This window comes from Mycobacterium sp. E3247 (assembly GCF_001667785.1).
Classification (GTDB): domain Bacteria; phylum Actinomycetota; class Actinomycetes; order Mycobacteriales; family Mycobacteriaceae; genus Mycobacterium.
Genome location: NZ_LZJG01000530.1, coordinates 1 through 917, shown reverse-complemented (window position 1 = coordinate 917; position 917 = coordinate 1). Strand labels below are relative to the sequence as shown.

Genomic DNA, 917 nt, shown 5'->3' with positions numbered 1-917 from the left:
ATAATCAGGCGGTGCGTCAGCGCACCGGCTGAAGCTCAAAAGACTCTGACCGAATTGTTCGACGCCGGCCGCCGGGTAGTTGCCGTGGCCGTCAAACCGGCGCCGCACCTGGCCACCCTCACCGCCGACGACGAATCCGAGCTGATGCTCGTCGGGTTCTGCGTCTTCGCCGACGAGCCCAAATCCGCCGCACGCCAATCGCTGTTGGAGCTGGCCGAGCTGGGCATCGAGCTGAAGATCGCCACCGGGGACAACCCGCGAGTGGCCGAAAAGGTCTGTGAAGAACTGGGTTTGGCCTCGAAGGGCACGATCACCGGCGCGCAGCTCGAACCCCTGGACGACGCCGCGTTCGCGTACGCCGCGCAACACCACACCATCTTCGCGCGCATCTCCCCCGAGCAGAAGGCGCGGCTGATCACCGCGCTGCGGCGCGAGGGGCGAGCCGTCGGCTTCCTGGGCGACGGGGTCAACGACGCGCTGGCGTTGCACGCCGCCGACGTGGGGATCTCGGTGGACAGCGCCACCGACGTGGCCAAGGACGCCGCCGACGTGGTGCTGCTGGAGAAGGACCTCGGTGTGTTGGCCACCGGCGTCGCCGAGGGCCGGCGCATATTCGCCAACACCATCAAGTACGTGCTGATGGGCACGTCGAGCAACTTCGGGAACATGTTCAGCGCCGCGGCCGCATCGGCCCTGCTGCCGTTCCTGCCGATGCTGCCCAGCCAGATCCTGCTGAACAACCTGTTATACGACTCCTCGCAGCTGGCGATCCCCACCGACAGGGTCGACGCCGAGCAGCTGCACGCGCCGTCGCACTGGAACGTCGCGTTCATCCGCCGGTTCATGCTGATCTTCGGACCGATCAGCTCGCTGTTCGACTTCCTGACGTTCGGGTTGATGCTGGGCGTGCTGCACGC

The 917-nt window shown here is 66.5% G+C and carries 1 protein-coding gene; it reads left to right on the top strand.

Annotated features, from left to right (window positions below; genetic code table 11):
• Nucleotides 1-917, top strand: a 917-nt coding sequence (locus tag A9X04_RS27145; protein ID WP_156764558.1) for an HAD-IC family P-type ATPase, incomplete at both ends; no start/stop codon positions are given.